The organism is Rathayibacter sp. AY1B7 (genome assembly GCF_002932735.1).
Lineage (GTDB): Bacteria > Actinomycetota > Actinomycetes > Actinomycetales > Microbacteriaceae > Rathayibacter.
In genome coordinates, this window is the sequence record NZ_PSWK01000042.1 from 1 (window position 1) to 19,680 (window position 19,680).

Below are 19,680 nucleotides of genomic sequence, written 5' to 3' on the forward strand. Positions count from 1 at the left end.
CCCCGAGAGCACCCCCGATCGTGCGGCCGACCTGTTTGGATGCAGGGGTGAGCACAGTCCCCGGCACCGCCGTCCGCCCCCCGCTGCAGCGGCCGCGGACGATGCTGCTCGGTGGAGTGTGCACCGCGGTCGCCGACCACCTCGGCTGGAGCGTGCGGAGGACCCGCCTCCTCGCCGTTCTCACGACCGCGCTCGGCGGGGGCGGCGCGCTCCTCTACCTCTGGCTCTGGGCCCTGGTGCCCCTCGCGCCGCTCGACTCGCGCGACGCGGATCCGGCCGTCCGCCGCTCCGCTCCCGTGGCCGGCCTGCTGACCCTCGCCGCCGCCGTCGCGGCGCTCGCCGTGCTGATCACCGTCGACAGCGGCGACGACGCCGACATCACGCGCGCGCTCGTCGCCGTCGGCCTGCTCGCGGGAGGAGCCGTCGGCTGGAGCCTCGGGCTCGACCGCGGCGACGCCGTCCGCCCCGCCCGGTACGGCTCCGCGGTGCGCCTCGCCTCCTGCGCGCTGCTGGTGCTCGCCGGAGCGGCCGTGCTCACCGGCCGCCCGAGCGCCCTCAACGCGGTGCTCGCCGTGGGCGTGCTGCTGATCGCCGCCGGCGTGCTGGCCGCGCCCCGGGTGGTGACCCTCTGGTCCGAGCTGATGGGCGAGCGCGCCGCCCGCGTGCGCGAGGAGCAGCGGGCCGAGATCGCCGCGCACCTGCACGACTCCGTGCTGCAGACCCTCGCGCTCATCCAGAACCGCGCCGGAGCCTCGAGCGAGGTCGCCCGCATCGCCCGCGCCCAGGAGCGGGAGCTGCGCGACTGGCTGTTCGAGCGCGACGTCCCGGTCGCCAACGACCTGGCCGCCGAGGTCCGGGCGATCGCCGCCGCCGTCGAGCTCGACTACCCCGTGCACCTCGAGGTGGTGGCCGTCGGAGCGTCCGTCCCCGGCGCCGCCGCGCTCCTCGCCGCGACCCGCGAGGCCGTGCTGAACGCGGCCCGGCACGCGGGCGGCGACGTCTCGGTGTACCTCGAGTCCTCCGTGCAGGGCGTCGACGTGTTCGTGCGCGACCGCGGCCCCGGCGTCGTCCTCGACGAGGTGCCCGGCGACCGCCTCGGCATCCGCGAGTCGATCATCGGCCGGATGGCGCGCGCGGGCGGCAGCGCGACAGTGCGCCCCGGAGTCGGCGGCACCGGCACCGAGGTGCATCTGCGACTCCCCGCGGAGGTCGAGCGGTGACCCGCGTGCTGCTGGTCGACGACCACTCGATTTTCCGCTCCGGCCTGCGGGCCGACCTCGCTCCCGAGCTCGAGGTCGTCGGGGAGGCGGCCGACGTCGACTCCGCCGTCGGCCTGGTCGCCTCGCTCGCGCCCGAGGTGGTGCTGCTCGACGTGCACCTGCCGGGCGGTGCGGGCGGAGGCGGGGCCGAGGTGCTGCGGCGCAGCGCCGGGTCGTCGTCGCGCTTCCTGGCGCTGAGCGTCTCGGACGCCGCGGAGGACGTGGTCGGCGTGATCCGCGCCGGTGCCCGCGGCTACATCACCAAGGCCAGCTCCGGAGCCGAGGTCAGCCGGGCCGTGCTCGCGGTGGCGGGCGGGGACGCCGTGTTCTCGCCGCGCCTGGCCGGCTTCGTGCTCGACGCCTTCGGGGCGCTGGCGGGCGAGCAGGCGGAGTCGGGGGACGAGCTCGACCGGCTCTCGGCCCGCGAGCGCGAGGTGATGCGCCTGATCGCCCGCGGCTACGCCTACAAGGAGGCGGCCGCCGAGCTCTTCATCTCGGTCAAGACGGTCGAGTCCCACGTCTCCGCCGTCCTCCGCAAGCTGCAGCTCTCCTCCCGCTACGAGCTCACCGCCTGGGCCTCCGCGCGCCGCCTGCTCTGAGGCGCGCGCGAGCAGTCAACCCCGTCCCTCCTCCCGCTCCTGCCGTCCGACACTGTCGGGACCGAGAGGAAAGGACGACCCGATGGTGACCACCACCCCCGCTCTCCCGACCCTGGCCGAGCTCCTCCGCGACTCCCGGCCCGTGTCGCAGCTCTACGTCGACCTCGCGATCGACTCCGGGAATCCGCCGGACATCTCGCTCGAGCGCGCCACGTCCCTCGGAGACGAGCTCGCCCGCCAGGGTGCGCCCCAGGCCGACATCCGGGCTCTCGCCGCTCTGCTCGAGGGGGCCGGGCGCCCCCAGGGCGCCTGCTGCCTCTTCGCGGTCGCCGTGGACGGGAGGGTCGTGCTGAACGAAGTGCTGCCGGGTCGGCCGGTCGCGCCCGAGGGCGTCTCCTACAGCCCGCTCCCCGACATCGTGCCGCTGCTGCAGCACCGGCCCGACCTGCGCGTCCTCGTCGTCGAGACCTCGCGGGACGGCGGCGAGATCCGCCTGCACCGCCTGGGCGCGCAGCGACCCGAGGCCGAGCAGGCCGTGCAGGGCCGCACCGACACCCTCCACAAGGCGCAGGCCGGCGGCTGGAGGCACGACCGGTTCCACCACCACGCGGAGGAGATCTGGCGGCGCACGCAGGCCGAGCTCGCCGCCGCGGTGGACGAGCTCGTGCGCGTGCACCGGCCGTGCCTGCTGGTCGTCGCGGGGGACATCCACGCCCGGCAGCTGCTCGCGCAGCAGCTCTCGCCGAGCAGCGCCGCGATCCTGGCCGTCGAGCCCGTGAACACGCGGGCCGCCGGCAGCGAGGAGGGGGCGCTGGAGCGGTTCGTCGACGAGCAGCTCGACCGGATCCTGCTGCGCGAGAAGGAGGACGTGCTCGACGTCCTGCGCACCGGGGAGCCGCGCCGCACCGTCGAGTACTCGCTCGGCGCGATCGTCACCGCGCTGGCCTCAGCACAGGTCGAGACGCTGGTGCTCGACCCCGGCCGGCTGCGCGAGCGCGCTCTGCTGGCGCTCGCGGCGGAGCCGTGGGTCGCGTCGGCCCCGGAGGAGGCGCTGGGCGCCGAGGTGATCGACTCCGTCGACGCCGCCCTCGCGCTGGCCCGCGCCGCCGTGCTCACGGACGCGCGCGTGCTCGTCACCGACTCCCGCACCGCTCCGGAGGGGGCCGACGTGGTGACGCTGCCGCACGACGCCGACGCCGCGGCGATCCTCCGCTGGCGCACCGGCCCGCCGGTCCCGGGGGCCTGAGCGGCGGGTCCCCGAGCGCGACAGGGCCCGGGCCCCGATCCTGTGATCGGTCCCGGGCCCTGTCCGGCCTCACGCCTGCCGGTCGTCCTCGCCCTCGGCGGCCGCGCGGCGGCGCGCTCCGAGGCCGAGCGCGGTGGCGCCAGCGGCCAGGAGCGCGGTGGCGCCCGCGATCAGGCCGACGCTCTCGACTCCGGTCGAGGCCAGCCCGCCGCCCGAGCCGCTGACGGGCAGCGGGGTCGGCGTGCCGGTCGGCGCGGTCGTGGGCACCGGGGACGGAGCAACGGTGGGCGCCGCGGTCGGCCCGGCGGTCGGTGCCGTGGTGGGAGCAGCCGTGGGCGCGGTGGTCGGCGGGGTCGTCGGTGCCGTGGTCGGCCCGGCGGTCGGCGTCGGAGTCGGCGCCACCACCTGCGACGCCGGCAGGATCTGCACGATGGTCGGACGCGGTGCCGCCACCGCTCCCGCAGCCGTGGATCCGTAGTCCGGGAAGAACGAGGTCGGCGCCTCGAAGGTGCCCTCCTCGCCCGGGTGCTGCACCGCCACGAACACGTGCTGGTCGAGGTCGTGGACGATCGGTCCGCAGGTCTCGGCGTCGCGGGGCACCGAGAGGAACTGCTCCACCCTGCCGCGCGTCGCGCCCTCGAGCGCGACCTTGAAGAGCCCGTCGTTGTAGCCGATGCCGCTCGGGGCGCCGTCGGTCGAGATCCAGAGGTTCCCGACCGAGTCGAAGGCCAGGTTGTCCGGGCACGAGATCGGCGAGACCTGGTCCGCCGGGAAGCCGGAGAAGTAGACGACGTCGCCCTGCGCCTGGTCGCCGCAGAGCATCAGCAGGTTCCAGGTGAAGGTGCGGCCGGTCTGGTCGCCGCCGTCCTCGATGATCTCGACGATGTGGCCGTCGCGGTTCTCGGTGCGCGGGTTGACCTCGGTCGCGCCCTCCTTGGCGCCCTCGGCGCCGCGGGCGGAGTTGTTGGTGCAGGCCACGTAGATCCGGCCGCTGACCAGGCTGGGCTGCACGTCCTCGCAGCGGTCCATCTTGGTCGCGCCCGCGGCGTCCGCCGCCTGGCGGGTGTGCACGAGGACCTCGGCGACGCTCATCCCGGCGATCGTCGAGGCGCCGTTCAGCACCAGGGGCAGCCACTCGCCGATGCCGTCGAAGCCGCCGTCCGAGGGGACCGCCCCGGTGCCGGTGATCTCGGCGACGGGGGAGTCGCCGGTGAAGCGGGCGACGTAGAGGTCGCCCTCCTCCAGCAGGGTCTTGTTGTGGGCGCGGTCGCCCTCGATGTAGCGCTTCGTCGAGACGAACTTGTAGAGGTAGTCGAAGCGCTCGTCGTCCCCCTGGTACGCGACCACGCGGCCGTCCGGGGCGATGATGACGTTCGCGCCCTCGTGCTTGAGCCGGCCGAGTGCCGTGTGCTTCTTCGGTGTGGAGTCGGGGTCGAAGGGGTCGAACTCCACGATCCAGCCGAAGCGGTTCGGCTCGTTCTCGTAGCCCGGGGTGCGGGCGTCGAAGCGGGGGTCGTCGAGCTCCCAGAGGCGCGAGGTCTCGGAGTCGGCGAGGCCGTAGCGCTTCTCGGCGTCGCTCGTGCCGACGGCGCGGAAGTAGCCGTTGAAGTTCTCCTCGCCCGAGAGGATCGTGCCCCACGGCGTCGTGCCTCCGGAGCAGTTGCCGAGCGTGCCGAGCACGGTGCGGCCCTCGGGATCGGCGACCGTCTTCAGCAGGTCGGTGCCGGCGGCGGCGCCGGTCACCTCGTAGGGGGTGTCGAGCAGGTAGCGGCGGTTGCGCTCGCCCCCGCGGACGTAGGCCCACGGGCGGTCGACCGCGGTGCGGACCAGCTCGACGACGCTGAGGCCGTGGGCGGCGCGGCCGACGGCGCGCACGCGCTCCGGCTCCGCCTCGAGCTGCGCGGCCGGGAACATGATGCTCTCGTTCGTGTACTCGTGGTTCACGACGAGCAGGGCGCGGAGGCGCTTCGAGCCCGGGATCTCGACGATGTCGGTGTAGTCGTTGTTGTAGCCGAACTGCGCGGCCTGGGCGGCCTCCGTCTGGTCGGCGATGTCGAAGGCGGGGCTGTCGGCGAAGAGCGGGTCGCCCCAGCGGATGATCGGCTGCCAGGCGAAGCCCTCGGGGACGGTGAACCGGTCGACCGTGTACGGCACCGGAGCGATCGGAGTGAAGGCGAGCGGCGAGCCGTCGGCCGAGGTCGCCACGGCCGCCTCGGCGGTGGGTGCTCCTCCGGCGGACGCGACGGCGACGGTGACCGCGCCGGCCAGGCCGAGGCCGAGGGCGCTGCGGCGGGAGAGCTGCGACGAGACGATGTCGCGGAAGTAGCTGTTGTGCGACGTGTTGCAGGTCGCGGTGGAGCAGGCGTTGGCGCACTTCAGCGCGCAGGTGACGGGGCTGCGCTTGCCGCGCACGTGGCCGGCCATCGGGAGGAGGAGCGGGCGGCGGGCGGTGTCTGACATGGAGGTCCTTCGATCACGAGCGGGAGACGCGATCGAGGCAAGCAGGGGGAGGGGGCGCCGATGCCGCCGGGTGGAGGCTCCTCCCTGAACGGATTGTGAACGTTCTCACAAGAAGGTGAGGCTCACCTTCCCTCCCGGCGGCCCTCCGAGCGCGCCTCCAGGACCGCCCCGACGTTCCCCGCGATCCACTCGACGACCGGCAGCAGCCGCTCCGCCAGCTCCGCTCCCAGCGGCGTCAGCCGGTACTCGACGTGCGGCGGGACGACCGGCCGCGCCTCGCGGTTCACGAAGCCGTCCTCCTCCAGGATCCGCAGCGTCTGGGCGAGCATCTTCTCGCTGATCCCGCCGATCCGGCGCCGCAGAGCGCCCCAGCGCAGCGTGCCCGGAGCGAGCGCCGCGAGCACCAGGACGCCCCACTTGCTGGTGACGTGCCCGAAGACCTCGCGGCTCGGGCAGGCGGCGGAGTAGACGTCCCCGGCGAGCAGGGCGGAGTCGGCGATCGTCATGGGGTGCTCCTCGGGACAGGGGTGGTGACTGTACTAACGAAATAGTGGGTACTGCATTCCGGGAAGCAGGAGGAGGATGCGCCGGTTGCACCCTCCTGGCGGCGGACCCCGCCCGCCCCACCCGTCAGGAAGGACCCCTCATGACCCTCGTCGTCACCGGAGCCACCGGCCACCTCGGCCGTCTCGCCGTCGAGCACCTGCTCGCCCGCGGCACCGCCGCCTCCGACATCGTCGCCACCGGCCGCGACGCCGCGAAGCTCGAGGCGCTCGCCGCCGACCTCGGCGTCCGCACCGCCGTCGCGGACTTCGACGACCCCGCCTCGCTCGACGCCGCCTTCTCCGGCGCCGAGGCCGTCCTCCTCGTCTCGGGCTCCGAGGTCGGCAGGCGCGTCGCACAGCACACCGCCGCGATCGACGCCGCCGTCCGCGCCGGCGCGCGCCTGGTCTACACGAGCGCCCCGAAGGCGACCACGAGCGCGCTCATCCTCGCCCCCGAGCACAAGGCCACGGAGGAGGCGATCGCCGCCAGCGGCGTCCCCGCCGTCGTCCTCCGCAACGGCTGGTACAACGAGAACTACGAGCAGACCGTCGCCGAGCTCGCCTCCACCGGCAGCACCCTCTCGAGCGCCGGCGAGGGCCGCGTCGCCAGCGCCGCGCGCACCGACTACGCCGAGGCCGCAGCGGTCGCCCTGACCGACCCGTCCCTGGTCGGCACCGTGCACGAGCTCTCCGGCGACACCGCCTGGAGCTTCGACGAGCTGGCCGCGATCGTCGCCGAGGTCGCCGGACGCGACGCCGCGATCAGCCACGTCTCCTCCGACGAGCACGCCCGCGTCCTCACCGGCGCCGGCGTCCCCGAGGGCGGAGTCGGCTTCGTCGTCGGCCTCGACGCGAACATCGCCGACGGCCTCCTCGGCGGGACCGACGGCTCGCTCGCCCGCCTGATCGGGCGGCCGACCACGCCGATCCGCGCGTACGTCGAGGAGCAGCTCGGGCGCTGACGCTCCGGCGTCCCCGTCGGCCACCGTCCGGCTCGCAGGAGCAGTCCCCCCGCGAGCCGGACGGTGGCGCGCCCGGCCCTCCCGCGGCTCCGCGCCCGCCCTCCGCGGCTCCGCGCCCGACCCGCCGCACCTCGCGCCACCGTGTCGGCGCCCCGACGTAGGCTGTCCGCCATGACCTCGACGACGCCTCGCTCCGGTATCGACCGCTCCGAACTCGACCCCGCGACGCGCCCGCAGGACGACCTCTACCGGCACGTCAACGGGCTCTGGATCGACCGCACCGAGATCCCCGCCGACAAGGCGCGCTACGGCTCCTTCCACGTCCTCCAGGAGGAGGCGGAGAAGGCCGTGCGCGACATCATCGTCGAGGCGCAGACCGCGCAGCACGGCACCGAGGAGCGCCTGTTCGGCGACCTCTACGCCTCCTTCATGGACGAGGAGCGGGCCGAGGAGCTCGGCGCCGCCCCGATCGCCGACGACCTCGCCGCCGTGCAGCGGGTCGACTCGATCCCCGGCCTGCTCCGCGCGGTCGGCGCCTTCGAGCGCACCGGCGTCCCCGGGCTCTTCGGCCTCTTCATCGACAACGACCCGGGCAGCCCCGAGCGCTACCTCGTCTTCGTCAACCAGGGCGGCCTCGGCCTGCCGGACGAGAGCTACTACCGCGAGGAGGAGTTCGCCTCCGTCCGCGAGGCCTACACGCCGTTCGTCGCGCGGATGCTGGCGCTGGCCGGCACCGACGCCGCCGAGGCCCGCGCCGAGCGCATCGTCGCCCTCGAGACCGACCTGGCCGCCGCGCACTGGGACAAGGTCCGCAGCCGCGACAGCCAGGCGACCTACAACCTCCGCTCCTGGTCCGAGGTCGAGGAGCTCGCCGCGGGCGTCGACCTCGGCGTCTGGCTCACCGCGATGGGCGCTCCGGAGGGGGCGCTCGCCGAGGTGGTCGTCCGCCAGCCGAGCTTCCTCCAGGGCCTCGCGGGCCTGCTCACCGAGGACCGGCTCCCGGCCTGGCGCGACTGGCTGTCCTGGCAGGTGATCCGCGGAGCCGCGGCCTACCTGTCCAGCGGCTTCGTCGACGCCAACTTCGACTTCTACGGCCGCACCCTCACCGGCACCCCGCAGAAGCGGGAGCGCTGGAAGCGCGCCGTCTCGCTCGTCGAGGGCTCGCTCGGCGAGGCGGTCGGCCGCACCTACGTCGCCCGCCACTTCCCCGAGACGGCGAAGGCCGCGATGGACGTGCTGGTCGCGAACCTCATCGAGGCGTACCGCCGCTCCATCGTCGACCTGGAGTGGATGAGCCCCGCCACCCGCGAGCGCGCGCTCGAGAAGCTCGCGAAGTTCACGCCCAAGATCGGCTACCCGGTGCGCTGGCGCGACTACTCCGCCCTCTCGATCGACCCGGCCGACCTGCTCGGCAACGCCCGCCGCGTGGCCGAGTTCGAGTTCGCCCGCGAGCTCGGCAAGATCGGCCGCCCGCTCGACCGCGACGAGTGGTTCATGACCCCGCAGACGATCAACGCGTACTACAACCCGGGCTTCAACGAGATCGTCTTCCCGGCCGCGATCCTGCAGTTCCCCTTCTTCGACGAGGCCCGCGACCCCGCCGCGAACTACGGAGCGATCGGCGCCGTCATCGGCCACGAGATCGGCCACGGCTTCGACGACCAGGGCTCGCGCTTCGACGGCGACGGCCGCCTCACCGACTGGTGGACCGAGGAGGACCGGGCCGCGTTCGAGGAGCGGACGAAGGCGCTCATCGCGCAGTACGACGCGCTCGCTCCCGCGACCACGCCCGGGCACCACGTGAACGGCGCCCTGACCATCGGCGAGAACATCGGCGACCTCGGCGGTCTCGGCATCGCCTGGAAGGCGTACCTGCTCTCGCTGGACGGCGAGGAGCCGCCCGTCGTGGACGGCCTGACCGGCGCCGAGCGCTTCTTCCTCTCCTGGGCGCAGGCCTGGCAGCAGAAGTCCCGCGACGAGGAGACGATCCGCCTCCTCGCCATCGATCCGCACGCTCCGGCCGAGTTCCGCTGCAACCAGATCGTCCGGAACATCGACGAGTTCTACGCTACTTTTGACGTCTCCGAAGGCGACGCCCTCTGGCTCTCCCCGAGCGAGCGCGTCACCATCTGGTAGTCGCCGCCGACCACCTCCGCACCACGGACGAGGAGCCCCGGGCATCGAGAGCCGACCGATGCCGCGGGGTCGTCCGCCGATCGCGCGTCCTGCCGGCGCGTGAGGACCCAGGTCCCCCCTCCGCACGACCGCACTCCCGACCCGTAGAGGGGCCGTACCCGTGGTGATCCCCACCAGCGAGACCCGCCGTGAGAGCCGACGCAACCGCCGGGGGCGCCACAAGGGCGGCGGCGACCGCGAGAACTTCCAGCGCGGCTTCGACGCCCTCGGCCGTCTCGCGATCGACGGGGTCGTCGTCTCGGCGCGCGCCGTCGACCTGGCGACCGGCCGCACCCTGTTCGCGGTCGACGACTCCGTCTCGATGCCCACCGCCTCCCTCGGCACCGTCGTGCTGCTGATCGAGGTCGCCGCCCGGCTGGCGAACGAGCCGCAGGAGAACCTGCGCCTGGTCGACCGGACCGCGGCGGACGCGGTCTCGGGCTCCGGGCTCTGGCAGCACCTCCAGGTGCCGTCGATGCCGATCGCCGACCTCGCCGCCCTCGTCGGGGCCTCCAGCGACAACCTCGCGACCAACGTCCTGCTGCGCCGCGTCGGCCTCGATGCCGTGCGCGAGCGGGCGGAGGCGCTCGGCCTCTCCCGCACCGCCCTGCTCGACGTCGTGCGCGACGAGCGCGGTCCCGACGACGCGCCGCAGCTCTCGATCGGCTCCGCCCGCGAGCTGACCTGGCTGCTCGCCACCCTCGCGAACGGCGAGATCGTCGACGCCGCCGTGAGCTCGCGGGTGATCGGCTGGCTCTCGCTCGGCACTGACCTCTCGATGGTCGCCGCCTCGTTCGGGCTCGACCCGCTCGCGCACCGCCACCCCGACCACGGCGTCCTGCTCGTCAACGCGACCGGCACCGACGTCGGCGTCCGCGCCGAGGCCGGAGTCCTCCGCGGCCCGCGCGCCGGAGTCGCCTACGCGGTCGCCACCCAGTTCGACGATACGACCCTGCACTACCGCCTCGCGGTGCTGGAGGGCATGCGTACCCTCGGAGCCGACCTGCTCGAGTACGTGCATTGATGGCTGCCGGGGCGGAGGCTCCTCCGGAGCAGGCCGACCCCGCGGGGCCCCTCGGGTGCCCCGTCAAGTCCGTGACCGCCTCCGGGGGCGCGACCTAGGCTGCCCGCAGCGGCGCCGCCTCCCGGGCGCACCGCGGAGAGGGAACCATGAGCAGCTTCGGCTTCGACGCCCCCGAGGACGTCACCGACACCACCCGCCCCGACGGCGACTCCCTGCCGGTCCCGCCGGAGGACCCGGCCGAGATCGACGACCCCGAGTCGATCGACGAGGCGCTCGACCAGGGCGCCGACGCCCGCCTCGGCGACGACCAGGACCCGCCGGAGCACCCCTTCATCCCGTCGCCCAGCTGATCGGCCGGCCGGGCGCCCCAGCGGCGCCCGGCCTCCTCCGACCTGGCTTCTCCTCCGAGCCGATTACTCCTTCGACCCCGGCTTCAGGCGGTTCGCGAGGCGCTTGATCGGGTGGGCGGGCTCGCGCTCCGCCGGATCCTCGACCTCGAGGCCGTAGAACGTGCCGATGTCGCCGACGAACGCCTTGCGGCGGGCCTTGTCGTAGGCGCGGATCTCGCGGCGGAAGGCGATCACCGTCGCGACGCACATCAGGATCATCACGACGCTGAACGGCAGGGCCGAGAGGATCGCCGCGGTCTGCAGGGCGTCGAGGCCGCCGGCGATCAGGAGCGACAGGGCGAGCAGCGCGGTCGCGACGGCGAAGAACACGCGGATGCGGTTGCGCGGCTCCGGCTCGCCGCCGGTCGCGATCATCGACATCACGAGCGCTCCGGAGTCGGCGGAGGTCACGAAGAAGACGCCGATGAGGAGGATCGCGCCGATCGTCAGCACCGAGCCCGCGGGCAGTCCCTGCAGCATCGAGAAGAGCGCCAGGTTGGTGTCCACCGAGCCGTCGGCGCCGACCAGGCCGCCGTCGCCGTAGAGCTCCCGGTAGATGGCCGTGCCGCCGAGGACGCTGAACCAGAGGAAGGTCATGATGGTCGGCACGAGCAGCACGCCGCCGACGAACTCGCGGACCGTCCGGCCCTTGGAGACGCGGGCGATGAAGATGCCGACGAACGGCGCCCACGACATCCACCAGCCCCAGTAGAACGTGGTCCACGAGGCCTGCCACTGCTCGCCCTCGCGGCCGGCGTAGGCGCTGACCGTGAAGGTCAGGCCGATGAAGTTCTGCAGGTAGTTGCCGAGCGACTGCACGAACTCGCGCAGGAGGAACTGGGTCGGGCCGGCGACGAGCACGAAGACGAGGAGCGCCGCGGCGAGCAGCAGGTTGCCGGTCGAGAGCCACTTCATGCCCTTGCCGACGCCCGAGATCAGCGAGAGCACGGTCAGGCCGGTGACCACGGCGATGACCACGATCTGCACGGTGAGCGACGACTCCACGACGCCGCTCGCCTCCAGGCCCGCCGAGATCTGGGTGACGCCCAGGCCGAGCGAGGTCGCGACTCCGAACATGGTGCCGACCAGGGCGACCACGTCGATCGCGTTGCCCCAGCCGCCGCGGACCCGGCGGCCCAGCAGCGGCTCCAGCGCCCAGCGGATCGACACCGGCCGCTTGCGGCGGTGGATCGCGTAGGCGAGGGCGAGGCCGACCACCACGTAGATGGACCAGGCGTGGACGCCCCAGTGCAGGTAGGTCTGCGAGATCGCGCTCTGCGCGAGCTGCGTCTCGGTGCCGGTGACGCCCGGGCGCGGAGTGGCGAAGTGGGTGAGCGGCTCCGCGACGCCGTAGAAGACGAGGCCGATGCCCATGCCGGCGGCGAAGAGGAGCGAGATCCAGGCGAGCATCGAGAACTCGGGCTCGTCGTCGTCGGCGCCGAGCTTGATGTCGCCGAAGCGGCTGACGCCCATCCAGATCGCGAAGGCCACGAAGACCGCGGCGATCAGCACGTAGTACCAGCTGAACGTGTTGACGACGGTGGTCTGCAGCGTCGAGAACACGGAGGTCGCGGCGTCGGGCGCGAGGATCGCGAAGGCCGCGATCGACAGCGTCAGGACGGCGGCGGGCCAGAAGACCCACCGCGCGAGGCGGTGCGGAGGGGCGGTCGTGCCCGCGGTGGCGGGGGCGGTGTCCGGGGAGGACGGGTGCTCGGACATGGGGTCCTCTCGTCGGCGGCAACCGTCCACGGTACACGGGGTCCCGTCGGCGGCCCCGGCCGGGGGAGCCGGGCTGGCATGATCCGGCCCCGGTGCGGGAGGCTGGACCCGTGCAGTTCAGAGTGTTCACCGAACCCCAGCAGGGCGCGAGCTACGAGGACCTCCTCGCCGTCGCGCAGGCCGCCGAGAGCCTCGGCTACGACGGCTTCTTCCGCTCCGACCACTACCTCCGGATGGGGGACGGCGACCCCGGCGTGGGCCCGTCCGACGCGTGGACGACACTCGCCGGCCTCGCCCGCGAGACCGAGCGGATCGCGCTCGGCACCCTCGTCTCCTCCGTCACCTACCGGCCGCCGGGGATCCTCGCGATCCAGGTCGCCCAGGTCGACGCGATGTCCGGCGGCCGTGCCGAGCTCGGCCTCGGCACCGGCTGGTTCGAGCAGGAGCACGCCGCGTACGGCATCCCCTTCCCTCCGCGCCGCTTCGACCTCCTCGAGGAGCAGCTCGAGATCGTGACCGGCCTGTGGTCGACGCCGGTCGGCGAGCGCTACTCCTTCGCCGGCGAGCACTACACGCTGACCGACTCCCCGGCCCTGCCCAAGCCCGCCCGCCTGCCGCTGCCGGTGATCGTCGGTGGCGGCGGCCCCAAGCGGACCCCGGCGCTCGCGGCGCGGTTCGCGAGCGAGTTCAACCTGGGCTTCCCCGAGTTCGACGCGATCCCGGGGGCCTTCGAGCGCGTCGACGAGGCGTGCCGGGCGATCGGGCGCGAGCCCTCGTCGCTCGTGCACTCGGTCGCGCTGATCGCGGTCGGCGGAGGCGACGAGGCGGAGTTCACGCGCCGTGCCGCGGCGATCGGCCGCGAGCCCGCCGAGCTGCGCGAGCACGGAGTGGCCGGCGGCGTCGACGAGGCGGTCGACCGCCTCGAGTCCCTCCGCGAGGCCGGCTGCGAGCGCGTCTACCTGCAGTTCATGGACCTGCAGGACCTCGACCACCTCGACTTCTTCGCCCGGGAGGTCCTGCCGCGCCTGTCGGCGTAGGGCGGGCGCCGCTGCTGACTCTGCTCCGACCGTCCAGGAGTCGTCGCACTCGCGCTCGACTGCGACGACTCCTGGCTTCTCGCGGTCCCCGTCCTCGTGCCCCCGCGCCGAGTGCGACGACTCCTGGTCACTCGCGGGCTGCGGGCAGCACGCTCCGGCCCGCGCGCCCGGGCGTCCGCCCGCGCCGCGGCCTACGCTGGAGGGATGGCGGACACGATCGAGCGCGCGGACGAGCGCCTGGCGACCCGCTCGGCGGCCGAGGCCCCGTGGATCGTGCTGGTCTGGGACGATCCGGTCAACCTGATGTCGTACGTCTCGTACGTCTTCCGCAGCTACTTCGGCTTCGGCCGGGCCGAGGCGGAGCGGCTGATGCTGCAGGTGCACACCGAGGGGCGCGCGGTCGTCGCGACCGGCAACCGCGAGGAGATGGAGCGGCACGTGGAGGCGATGCACGGCTACGGCCTGTGGGCGACGCTGCAGAAGGCCGACGCGTGAGCGCCCCGCTGCGTCCCGCGGCCGCCGAGACCGGAGAGCACCCCGCTCGCGGCATCCGAGGACTCGGCTGATGCGCGCGTTCCGCCGCGACTCCTCCGGAGCGGCCGTCGCCCGCTTCGACCGCGAGGAGGCCGGGATCCTCCGCCACCTGGCCGGCGAGATGCTCGAGCTGCTCGACCGCGGGGCGTCCTCGGAGGAGGCCCGCTCCGATCCAGCGCTCGCGCGCCTCCTGCCCGACGCCTACCGCGACGACGCCGAGGCGGCCGACGAGTTCCGCCGCTTCACCGCTCCGGACCTCGCCGCCCGCAAGATGGACGACGCCCGCGCCGTCACGGCGGCCCTCGACGCCGGCGACGGCACGAGTCACGGCCGGATCTTCGAGGGGCTGGGCGAGGTCGCGGTCCGTCTCGAGGAGCCGCAGGCGATCGCCTGGCTCCGCGCACTGACCGACATGCGGCTCGCTCTGGCCGTGCGGCTCGGCATCGACGACACCGACGACGTCGTCCCGGAGGAGGGGAGCGCGGCCGCGATCCGCAGCGTCTACGACTGGCTGGGCGGCGTGCAGGACGGACTCGTCCGCGCCGTCGACGTGTGATCCACTCGTCCCTCTAGCGATTCCACAGCTGTGGACAACCCTGTGGAAAGGTGTGGAGAACCGGCTCCGGGAGCACCTCCGAACGGCGGAGCGCCGGGCGCGGGGGTGTGGAAACGCGTAGCGTCCACCCTGTGAACACTCCGAGCACCGCCGACGCCCAGCGCACCGCCGACGACATCCAGGACTCCCGGGCGGTGCGGACCCTCGCGCGCGGCGGCTTCGCGGCGAACGGCCTCGTCCACCTCCTGATCGGAGTGATCGCCCTCGGCGTGGCCCGCGGCGGCGGAGGCGAGGCCGACCAGAGCGGTGCTCTCGGCGCCCTCGCGGCGCAGCCCGGCGGTCTGGTGATCCTCTGGATCTGCACGGTCGGCCTCTTCGGCCTGGCGCTCTGGGGGCTGCTCGAGGCGTTCCTCGTCCGCCCGCGCGAGAGCGCCCTGAAGACCTGGGGCAGCCGGCTGAAGGAGGCGGGCAAGGCCGTCGTCTACGGCGCCCTCGGCGTGACGGCGCTGAAGTTCGCGACGGGCGGCGGGTCGAGCTCGTCCGAGTCGTCCGAGAGCGCGAGCGCGCAGGTGCTCTCGGCGCCGGGCGGAGTCGTGCTGCTCGTGATCGCGGGACTGGCCGTCCTCGCGGTCGGCGGCGTCTTCGTGTACCGCGGAGCGAGCAGGAAGTTCCTCGAGAACGTCGCGGAGCCGGGCGGTACGGCGGGCACCGTCGTCACCGTGCTCGGCGTCGCCGGCTACGTCGCCAAGGGCGTGGTCCTCGGCGCTCTCGGCGTGCTGCTGATCGTCGCCGCCGTCACCCATGATCCGGAGCAGGCGGGCGGGCTCGACGAGGCGCTGAAGTCGCTCGTGGAGCTGCCGGCAGGTGTGCTCCTCCTCGGCTTCGTCGCCGTCGGGCTCATCGCCTACGGGCTCTTCTGCTTCGCCCGCGCGCGCTGGCCGCGCCTCTGATGTCGGATAGCGGATCCGCTCCTTACATGTCACCCCCCTTCCGCGCAACTGGTCCCGCCGTCCCGGAGTCGGTGACACGCTGAGGCCTGTGAGTGCTGGAGGCGAGGACGCGACCGGAGGACGGGTGCGTCCGCCGCTGACGCAGGACGCCGCCCGTCTGCTGGCCCGCTCCGCCACGGGGGACGCCTCCGCTCTGGGAGAGCTCGTCGACCGCTTCGGCGGCCTCGTCTCGGCGTGCGTCGGCACGGTCCAGGCCGACCCGGCCGGCCGCGACCGGCTCTGCACCGACGTCTTCACCGCCGTCTGGCGCCGCGCCCGCGAGGGCGCCCGCTCGCCGGAGCCCGTGCTCTGGGTGCTCGAGGTCCTCTGCGAGACCCTCGGGTCCGCGCACGAGCTCGCCCGGCGTCCGCTCGGCAGCGGCCTGCTCGCCCTCGACTGCCCGGACCGCGAGCTCCTGCTGCTGGCTGCGGCCGGCGGCTTCTCGCAGGCCGAGATCTCGGCGCTGACCGGGATCGACGAGTTCCGGCTGCGCTCGATCCTCCGGAACGCGCTCGAGGCGCTCCAGGGTCGCGACAGCGATCTTCTGACGGCCTGACCGCCGGAGCCGTCGCGGGAGTAAAGTTGAGTCCGTCGAACTCAACTTTCGAGCCACGGAGGAGACCACCATCATGCAGGCCGGTCGGATGCCCCAGCAGGACGAGAAGTCCGCACTCGAGCAGTACGGCGTCAACCTGACCGCCATCGCGGCGAGCGGCAAGCTCGACCCGGTGATCGGGAGGGATGCCGAGATCCGGCGCGTCAGCCAGGTGCTCACGCGCCGCACCAAGAACAACCCCGTCCTCATCGGCGAGCCCGGCGTCGGCAAGACCGCCGTCGTCGAGGGGCTCGCGCAGCGGATCGTCGCGGGCGACGTCGCCGAGAGCCTCAAGGGCAAGCAGCTCGTCAGCCTCGACCTCTCGGCCCTGATCGCCGGAGCGAAGTACCGCGGCGAGTTCGAGGAGCGGCTGAAGGCCGTGCTCCAGGAGATCGAGGAGTCCGACGGCCGGATCATCACCTTCATCGACGAGCTGCACACGCTGATGGGCGCGGGTGGAGGCGAGGGGTCGGTGGCGGCCGCGAACATGCTCAAGCCGATGCTGGCGCGCGGCGAGCTGCGGATGATCGGCGCGACGACGCTCGACGAGTACCGCCAGTACATCGAGAAGGACGCCGCTCTCGAGCGCCGCTTCCAGCAGGTCTTCGTCGGCGAGCCGACCGTCGAGGACACCGTGGCGATCCTCCGCGGGCTGAAGGAGCGCTACGAGGCGCACCACAAGGTGGCGATCGCCGACTCCGCCCTGGTCGCCGCCGCGTCGCTCTCGAACCGCTACATCACCTCCCGCCAGCTGCCGGACAAGGCGATCGACCTGATCGACGAGGCCGCGTCGCGGCTGCGCATGGAGATCGACTCCGCTCCCGTCGAGATCGACGAGCTGCGCCGCTCCGTGGACCGGCTGAGGCTCGAGGAGCTGGCGCTGAAGAAGGAGAAGGACGAGGCCTCGAAGGCACGGCTGGAGAAGCTGCGCGAGGACCTGGCCCGCCGCGGCGCCCAGCTCGAGGAGCTGCAGGAGCGCTGGGAGCGCGAGCGCGCCTCCCTCAACCGCGTCGGCGAGCTCAAGAACCGGCTCGACGCCCTGCGGATCGCCGCCGAGCGGGCGCAGCGCGAGGGCAAGCTCGAGCGCGCGTCGAAGCTGCTCTACGGCGACATCCCGGTGATCGAGCGCGAGCTCGCGGCCGCCGAGGCGGAGGAGGAGCCGGCCGAGGGCCGCATGGTCAACGAGCAGGTGACGGCCGACGACATCGCCGCGGTGATCGCCGCCTGGACGGGGATCCCCGTCGGGCGCCTCCTGCAGGGCGAGACCGAGAAGCTGCTGCACCTCGAGACCGAGCTGCACCGCCGACTGATCGGCCAGGACGAGGCGGTGTCGGCCGTCGCGGACGCGGTGCGCCGCACCCGCGCGGGCATCTCCGACCCCGACCGGCCGACCGGCTCCTTCCTCTTCCTCGGGCCGACCGGCGTCGGCAAGACCGAGCTGGCGAAGGCGCTCGCCGACCACCTCTTCGACGACGAGAAGGCGATGGTCCGCATCGACATGTCGGAGTACGGCGAGAAGTTCGCCGTCTCGCGGCTGGTCGGCGCCCCTCCCGGCTACATCGGCTACGAGCAGGGCGGCCAGCTCACGGAGGCGGTCCGCCGCCGCCCGTACTCGGTGGTGCTCCTCGACGAGATCGAGAAGGCGCACCCCGAGGTGTTCGACGTCCTGCTCCAGGTGCTCGACGACGGCCGGCTCACCGACGGCCAGGGGCGGACGGTCGACTTCCGCAACACGATCCTCATCCTCACCTCCAACCTGGGGTCGCAGTTCCTCGTGGACCCGGCGCTGTCGCGGCCGCAGAAGGAGGAGGCGGTCCAGCAGATGGTGCGCCAGGCCTTCAAGCCCGAGTTCGTGAACCGGCTCGACGACATCGTGATCTTCGACGCACTCGACCGCACCGAGCTCGGCGAGATCGTGTCGCTGTACGTCGACCGGCTGTCGAGGAGGCTCTCGGAGCGACGGCTCGACCTGGCGGTGACACCCGCGGCCCGCGGGTGGCTGGCCGAGCGCGGCTACGACCCGCAGTACGGCGCGCGGCCGCTGCGCCGGCTGATGCAGCGGGCGATCGACGACCAGCTGGCGACGGCGCTGCTCGGCGGCACGGTGCGCGACGGGGACGTGGTGCTGGTGGACGTGGCGCCGGACGGCGAGAGCCTGTCGGTGACGGCCGGGATGCCCGCGTCGGACTGACCGGGGTGCTCGACCCCTGTCGCGAGTCCGCAGACGTCGCGGTGGTCGCGGTCGAGTACCGCTACTCCTGCGTTCCCGCAGGGGGAGGAGCGCGGGGGGCGGCGACGGGATGTCCCTCCACAGGGCGCGCGAGGGCGGGAGTCGTCCACAGTCGCGGGATCCGCGGCGCGCCCGTCCGGCGGGCTCCGTAGCGTCGGCGGCATGTCCTTCGAAACGCCCGGCCCCCGCATGGCCGACCTCCCTCCCGAGGAGCGGCCGAGGGAGCGCCTCCGCGCCTACGGACCGGAGGCGCTCACCGACGCCGAGACCCTCGCCGTGCTCATCGGGGCCGGCGTCCGCGGCGCCAACGCGACCGTCGTCGCGCAGCGCCTCCTCGCGCGCTTCGGCGGCATCGACGCCGTCGCCCGGGCCGGGGTGGGCGATCTGATGCGGCACCGCGGAGTCGGCGAGGTCGCCGCCTGCCGCCTGGTCGCCTCCTTCGAGCTGCGGCGGAGGATGAACCGCGCCTCGCGCGCCGCCCGGGTGACCGACGCCGCCGGCCTGGCCGGGCTCGTCGCTCCGCTGCTGGCCGCCCGGCCGGTCGAGACCGTGCTGGCGGTGGCGCTCGCCGAGTCCGGAGCCGTCCGCGACGTCCTGACGCTGGCCGACGGAGCCCCGGCGCACGCCGAGATCCCCGTCGCCGCCGTGCTCGCCGAGGTGCTGGCGCGCGGCGCGGCGGGCATCGGCCTGGCGCACAGCCACGCGGGCGAGGCCGTGGTGCTCCCCACCGACCGTGCGGCGACGCGGGCGGTCGCCGACGGGGCAGAGGCGTGCGGCCTGCGGTTCCTCGCGCACGTCGTGATCGGGCGCGACGGCTGGGCGGAGGCGCCGCCGTGACGCGGCGCAGGGCTGCTGCGGGGCCGCTCCGTTCCGGCAGGACGCCTCCCGCCCGGCGCTGGGCCGCCCCCGGCCGCGCCCCGGCTCTCCACCTGTGCCGCGTCGGCGCGCGTTCGTGCAAGCCCCCGCCTCTCCGGCGTCCGCGGCCGGTCGCGGGCGTACCGTGGACGCCGACCCCACCCCCTTCCCGACCAGGAGCACCCATGCGAGCAACACTCATCCACGGCGAGCGCGACATCCGACTCGAGGAGGTCCCCGACCCGCAGCTCTCGACGGGGCGCGACGCGATCGTCCGCGTCACCGCGGCCTGCGTCTGCGGCTCGGACCTGTGGCCCTACCGCGGCGTCACTCCCACCAAGGAGGCGCACCGCATCGGCCACGAGTTCGTCGGCGTCGTCGAGGAGATCGGCGACGACGTGCACGACGTCGCGGTCGGCGACTTCGTGATCGCCCCGTTCTACGTCTGCGACGGCACCTGCGCGAACTGCGCCAACGGCGTCTCCACCTCGTGCCTCACCGGCGGC

At 73.7% G+C, this 19,680-nt stretch carries 18 protein-coding genes; 15 read left to right on the plus strand and 3 right to left on the minus strand.

Annotation, left to right across the window (positions count from 1 at the left end):
• The first annotated feature begins 47 nt into the window (after window positions 1-47).
• The 3 genes from C5C95_RS15935 to C5C95_RS15945 all read left to right on the plus strand — a co-directional run bounded on the left by C5C95_RS15935 (window position 48) and on the right by C5C95_RS15945 (window position 3,104).
• A complete protein-coding gene (locus tag C5C95_RS15935) occupies window positions 48-1,220 on the plus strand; it encodes a sensor histidine kinase (RefSeq protein WP_104222840.1) in 1,173 nt (390 codons plus the stop codon).
• Entirely contained in the window at window positions 1,217-1,858 is a 642-nt protein-coding gene (locus C5C95_RS15940; RefSeq protein ID WP_104222839.1) for a response regulator transcription factor, read from the plus strand. Before C5C95_RS15935 ends, C5C95_RS15940 begins: the two co-directional genes overlap by 4 nt.
• A gap of 82 nt (window positions 1,859-1,940) precedes the next feature.
• A complete protein-coding gene (locus tag C5C95_RS15945; RefSeq protein WP_104324831.1) occupies window positions 1,941-3,104 on the plus strand; it encodes a Vms1/Ankzf1 family peptidyl-tRNA hydrolase in 1,164 nt (387 codons plus the stop codon).
• A gap of 69 nt (window positions 3,105-3,173) precedes the next feature.
• Here the strand turns inward: C5C95_RS15945 and C5C95_RS15950 are convergent, their stop codons facing one another.
• Together C5C95_RS15950 and C5C95_RS15955 are read right to left on the minus strand one after the other, a co-directional pair.
• The gene (locus C5C95_RS15950; RefSeq protein ID WP_104324832.1) at window positions 3,174-5,564 is read right to left on the minus strand and encodes a PhoX family phosphatase; all 2,391 of its coding nucleotides are present in this window, start codon (window positions 5,562-5,564) and stop codon (window positions 3,174-3,176) included.
• A 122-nt stretch (window positions 5,565-5,686) separates the two neighbouring features.
• The gene (locus C5C95_RS15955; RefSeq protein ID WP_104324833.1) at window positions 5,687-6,070 is read right to left on the minus strand and encodes a helix-turn-helix domain-containing protein; all 384 of its coding nucleotides are present in this window, start codon (window positions 6,068-6,070) and stop codon (window positions 5,687-5,689) included.
• Between the two features lie 140 nt (window positions 6,071-6,210).
• Here C5C95_RS15955 and C5C95_RS15960 point away from each other — a divergent pair, with 140 nt between their 5' ends.
• The 4 genes from C5C95_RS15960 to C5C95_RS15975 all read left to right on the plus strand — a co-directional run bounded on the left by C5C95_RS15960 (window position 6,211) and on the right by C5C95_RS15975 (window position 10,620).
• A complete protein-coding gene (locus C5C95_RS15960) occupies window positions 6,211-7,071 on the plus strand; it encodes an NmrA family NAD(P)-binding protein (protein ID WP_104250704.1) in 861 nt (286 codons plus the stop codon).
• Window positions 7,072-7,242: 171 nt separating this feature from the next.
• Window positions 7,243-9,207 (plus strand): M13 family metallopeptidase, encoded by a 1,965-nt coding sequence (locus tag C5C95_RS15965; protein WP_104324834.1) that lies wholly within the window; start codon window positions 7,243-7,245, stop codon window positions 9,205-9,207.
• 160 nt (window positions 9,208-9,367) lie between these two features.
• Window positions 9,368-10,270, plus strand: coding sequence for a serine hydrolase (locus C5C95_RS15970; protein ID WP_104222833.1), 903 nt, complete (start codon window positions 9,368-9,370; stop codon window positions 10,268-10,270).
• A gap of 146 nt (window positions 10,271-10,416) precedes the next feature.
• A complete protein-coding gene (locus C5C95_RS15975; protein ID WP_104222832.1) occupies window positions 10,417-10,620 on the plus strand; it encodes a hypothetical protein in 204 nt (67 codons plus the stop codon).
• A 63-nt stretch (window positions 10,621-10,683) separates the two neighbouring features.
• Here the strand turns inward: C5C95_RS15975 and C5C95_RS15980 are convergent, their stop codons facing one another.
• On the minus strand, window positions 10,684-12,378 hold the full coding sequence (locus tag C5C95_RS15980; RefSeq protein ID WP_104225744.1) for a BCCT family transporter: 1,695 nt from the start codon (window positions 12,376-12,378) through the stop codon (window positions 10,684-10,686).
• A gap of 110 nt (window positions 12,379-12,488) precedes the next feature.
• On the opposite strand from C5C95_RS15980, the gene C5C95_RS15985 reads away from it, so the two are divergent.
• The 8 genes from C5C95_RS15985 to C5C95_RS16020 all read left to right on the plus strand — a co-directional run.
• Window positions 12,489-13,415, plus strand: coding sequence for an LLM class F420-dependent oxidoreductase (locus C5C95_RS15985; protein ID WP_104324835.1), 927 nt, complete (start codon window positions 12,489-12,491; stop codon window positions 13,413-13,415).
• A 204-nt stretch (window positions 13,416-13,619) separates the two neighbouring features.
• Window positions 13,620-13,910 (plus strand): ATP-dependent Clp protease adapter ClpS, encoded by a 291-nt coding sequence (clpS, locus tag C5C95_RS15990; protein WP_104324836.1) that lies wholly within the window; start codon window positions 13,620-13,622, stop codon window positions 13,908-13,910.
• Between the two features lie 70 nt (window positions 13,911-13,980).
• Window positions 13,981-14,505, plus strand: a complete 525-nt coding sequence (locus tag C5C95_RS15995) for a DUF2017 domain-containing protein (protein WP_104225742.1) — start codon at window positions 13,981-13,983, stop codon at window positions 14,503-14,505.
• Between the two features lie 131 nt (window positions 14,506-14,636).
• The gene (locus tag C5C95_RS16000) at window positions 14,637-15,455 is read left to right on the plus strand and encodes a DUF1206 domain-containing protein (RefSeq protein WP_104225741.1); all 819 of its coding nucleotides are present in this window, start codon (window positions 14,637-14,639) and stop codon (window positions 15,453-15,455) included.
• 88 nt (window positions 15,456-15,543) lie between these two features.
• Window positions 15,544-16,050, plus strand: coding sequence for an RNA polymerase sigma factor (locus C5C95_RS16005; RefSeq protein ID WP_146084327.1), 507 nt, complete (start codon window positions 15,544-15,546; stop codon window positions 16,048-16,050).
• Between the two features lie 88 nt (window positions 16,051-16,138).
• A complete protein-coding gene (locus tag C5C95_RS16010; RefSeq protein ID WP_374952925.1) occupies window positions 16,139-18,280 on the plus strand; it encodes an ATP-dependent Clp protease ATP-binding subunit in 2,142 nt (713 codons plus the stop codon).
• A gap of 201 nt (window positions 18,281-18,481) precedes the next feature.
• Entirely contained in the window at window positions 18,482-19,156 is a 675-nt protein-coding gene (locus tag C5C95_RS16015; RefSeq protein WP_146087109.1) for a RadC family protein, read from the plus strand.
• A 203-nt stretch (window positions 19,157-19,359) separates the two neighbouring features.
• Window positions 19,360-19,680 (plus strand): alcohol dehydrogenase catalytic domain-containing protein (locus tag C5C95_RS16020; protein ID WP_181125736.1); only part of this gene is annotated, 321 nt, incomplete at its 3' end.